This window comes from Pseudomonas sp. GD04158 (assembly GCF_029834875.1).
GTDB lineage: Bacteria > Pseudomonadota > Gammaproteobacteria > Pseudomonadales > Pseudomonadaceae > Aquipseudomonas > Aquipseudomonas hydrolytica.
This window is the reverse complement of sequence record NZ_JAODYT010000155.1, coordinates 1-3,550: the sequence shown is the minus strand read 5'-3', so window position 1 is coordinate 3,550 and position 3,550 is coordinate 1. Positions and strand designations below refer to the sequence as shown.

Here is a 3,550-nt window from a genome sequence, read left to right as displayed (position 1 = left end):
TCAGGCTGAAGGTGCTGCCCTCGCCGGGCGTGCTGTGCACGCCGAGGCTGCCATCCATCTGCTCCAGCAGGCTCTTGCTCAGGGCCAGGCCCAGGCCGGTGCCCTCCACCTCGCTGGCCGCGGCGCCGAGGCGCTCGAAGGGAATGAACAGGCGCTCCAGATCCTCGGCGGCGATGCCGGGGCCGTTGTCGATCACGCTCAGCGTGATGGTGTCGCTGTCGGCCTGCACCCGCACTTCGACATGGCCGCCAGGGTGGTTGTACTTGATCGCGTTGGAGAGCAGGTTGAGCAGCACCTGCACCAGGCGCTGGCGGTCGGCCTGCACGCAGAGTTCGGCGGGCAGCTCCTCCGGCAGGCGCAGGCGGATATCGGCGCTGTCGGCCTGGGGCGACAGCAGCAGGCTGACCTCCTGCAGCAGCGGGCGCAACGCCAACGGCTCGGGGCTCAGCGCCAGCCGCCCGGATTCGATGCGGGCAATGTCCAGCACCTCGTTGATCAGCCCCAGCAGGTGTCGTCCGGCGCGCAGGATATGACGCACCTGGGCCTGCTGCGCCGGTGTGCCGCGGTCCATTTCCAGCAGCTGGGCGAAGCCGAGGATCGAATTGAGCGGCGTGCGCAGCTCGTGGCTCATGCGCGAGAGAAATTCGCTTTTCGCCCGGCTGGCGTTCTCTGCCTCTTCGCGCGCCGTGCGCAGGGCGGCCTCGGCATTGCGCCGGTCGGTGATGTCGCGGGTGATCTTGGAGAAGCCGCGCAAGGTGCCGCTGGCGTCACGCTGCGCGGTGATCACCACGTTGGCCCAGAACAGCGAGCCATCGCGGCGCTGGCGCCAGGCCTCTTCCTCGTAGCGCCCTTCGCGGGTGGCTGCCTGCAGGGCCAGGTAGGGGGCGGTGTCGCGGGCCTGCGGCGGGTAGAACAGGGAGAAGTGGCGGCCGAGGATGTCCGCCTCGCTGTAGCCCTTGATGCGCTCGGCGCCGGTGTTCCAGGAGGTGACGTGGCCGCTGGGGTCGAGGCCGAAGATGCCGTATTCCTTGACCCCGTCGATGATCAGGCGCAGGCGCTCCTCGTTGTCGCGCAGGGCGCGCTCGCGTTCGGCCAGCAGCTGCCCGGCCTCTTCCAGGCTGGCGGCGAGCTGGCCGATCTCGTCGGCCGCCAGGCCTTGGGGGATCAGCGGCTGACCCAGAGCCAGGCGCCGCGCGTTGCGCTCGACCTGCTGCACCCGATGGACGATGCCGGTGGACAGCAGCACCACGGCAAACAGCGCACCGAGCACGCCGAACATGGCGGCCAGGCCGGTGGCCAGGAGCATGCGCGAGCGCACGGCACTGGCTTCGGCGTTGCGCTCGTCGAGCAGGGTCTGCTCACGCTCGAGCATCTGCTGAATCTCCTGGCGCAGCGCGTCGAGCACGTGCTTGTTGTCCACCAGGATGCGCGTCATCGCCGCACGGTCGTCGCTGCTGGCCAGCGCCTTGAGCTGCTCCAGGCCTTCCAGCTTGATCACGATCAGCGGGCGCAGGCGTTCCAGGCTGCCGCGCATCTGCGGGTCGCGGATGTCCGTATCGAGGCGCCGCAGCGTGCTGTCGATACGCTCCAGCGCGCTGCGGTAGGAGGGCAGGAAGTCGCTGCGCTGGACCAGCAGGTAACCGCGCACGCTGGCCGCCGCCTCGGCCAGCAGGCTGTGTACCGCCTGCACGTCGCCCTGCACGCGCAGTGCTCGGCGCACGTCGTCCTCGACCCGCGAGGTCTGGCGTTCGGTGATGTACACCAGCACCAGGGAGATCAGCAGCACCGACAGCGGCAGGGCGATGATCACCAGGCTCTTGCTGCGCAGCGGGCGGTCGGTCCAGCGCGTGACCAGGCCCTTCATGCCCTGTGCTCCTGCGGCGCCACCAGGCCCAGGGCAATGCCCTGTACGGCGGCCTGGGTGCGGTCGGCGACCCCCAGCTTGCCGATCACCCGTTCGACGTGCGCCTTGGCCGTGCCGGTGGCGATGCCCAGCTCTTCGCCGATCTCGCGATTGGTGAACCCGGCGGCGATCAGCTCGAGCACCTGATGCTCGCGCGGCGTCAGCGCACTGCCCGGGGCGCCGCCCTGGTTGCGCTGGACCACGCGGCGCAGCAGCTGCGCGCTGACCATGCCGTTGAGCGCGCACTGGCCGGCCGCCACCTGGCGCAGGCCGTCGATAACTTCCTGGCGACTGGCGTCCTTGAGCAGATAGCCGACGGCGCCGGCGTTGACCGCCGCTTCCAGGTGGTCGGGGCTGTCGTACATGGTGAACAGCAGCACCTTGATCGACGGCTGCTGTTCGCGCAGCAGGCGCGCGGTCGCCAGGCCGTTGAGCTGCGGCATGCGGATATCGAGGATGGCGATGTCCGGATTCAGGCGCTGGCAGAGCTCCAGCGCCTGGCGGCCGTCCACCGCCTGGCCGACGATGCTGAATTCCGGGCAGTCGGCGAGCATCGCGGCGAAACCGGCGCGGGTCACCTCGTGGTCGTCGGCCAGCAGCAGGCGAATGGGTTCGTTCATGGGGTTTTCTCATCCGGCAGGACGCGTGGAATGCTGGCCAGCACGCGGGTGCCCTGGCCGGGTTGGCTGTGGCAGGCGAACTGACCGCCGAGCAGCCGGCAGCGTTCGCGCATGGCCACCAGGCCCATGCCGTATGCGGCGGTTGGCGTTTTCTGCGTGGCGGCGAAGCCGGGGCCGCGATCCTCTATCTGCAGGTGGGCGGTCTCGCCGTCGAGGTGCAGGTCCAGGCTGACCGCGCCCTCGGCGGTGTGCTTGCAGATGTTGTTGATGGCCTCCTGGCCGATGCGAAACAGGGCGATCTCCACCGCCGGGCGCAGGCGCTGGGTATCGCGGCGCAGCCATTGCACCTGGCGACCCTGGCCGCGCAGGCGGTCGAGTTCGCGGTCCAGTGCCGGTGCCAGACCGAAGTCGTCCAGCAGGGTCGGGCGCAGGCCGCTGATGGCCTGGCGTGTCTCGCCCATGCTGCGTTGCGCCAGCTGCAGGATGGGCGCCAGAGCGGCGCGCAGCTCGTCATTGAGCTGGCGATGCTGGGCGAAGCCCTGCAGACGCTGGTGCAGCCCGGCCAGGGTCTGCGCCAGGCCGTCGTGCAGGTCATAGGCAACCCGTGCGCGTTCCTCTTCCTGGGCGCTCATCTGCCGGTGCACCAGCTCGGACATGGTCCGCTCGCGCAGGCTGAGCGCCTCCAGCAGCTGACTGTTGTGCAGGTGGGCGGCGAGCAGGGTGGCGAGCAGCTGCAGGGCTTCGAGGTCTTCCTCGTCCGGGCGGCGCATGGCGCTGGCGTTGCCCAGCAGCAGGGCGCCGAATACCTCACCCGAGGCCGCGTGCAATGGCAGAAGAAGCGCCAGGGCAACCTGCGCCAGCGGCGCTTCCAGCACCTGGGCAGCGTCCGGCCAGGGCAGTGTGGCGAGCTGCTGCTGCAAGGCGGCCGGGCCGAAGCCGGCACTCAGGCTCGGGCTGCCATCGGCTTGCCTGAGCAGCAGCACGCCGCCGTCCATGGCGCAGAAGCTGCAGGCCCGTTGCAGGGCCA

General features: G+C 70.0%; 3 protein-coding genes. All 3 read right to left on the bottom strand.

The window, feature by feature from the left end:
• On the bottom strand, nt 1-1,864 hold a 1,864-nt coding region (locus N7333_RS24210), incomplete at its 3' end, for an ATP-binding protein (RefSeq protein ID WP_279859502.1).
• Nucleotides 1,861-2,523, bottom strand: a complete 663-nt coding sequence (locus N7333_RS24205; protein ID WP_129482496.1) for a response regulator transcription factor — start codon at nt 2,521-2,523, stop codon at nt 1,861-1,863. The genes N7333_RS24205 and N7333_RS24210, both read right to left, overlap by 4 nt.
• Nucleotides 2,520-3,550 (bottom strand): sensor histidine kinase (locus tag N7333_RS24200; protein ID WP_279859501.1); only part of this gene is annotated, 1,031 nt, incomplete at its 5' end. The genes N7333_RS24205 and N7333_RS24200, both read right to left, overlap by 4 nt.

Coding starts and splice junctions, on each gene's coding strand:
- N7333_RS24205 (WP_129482496.1), bottom strand. CDS start 2,523: ATGAACGAACCCATTCGCCTGCTGCTGGCCGACGACCACGAGGTGACC.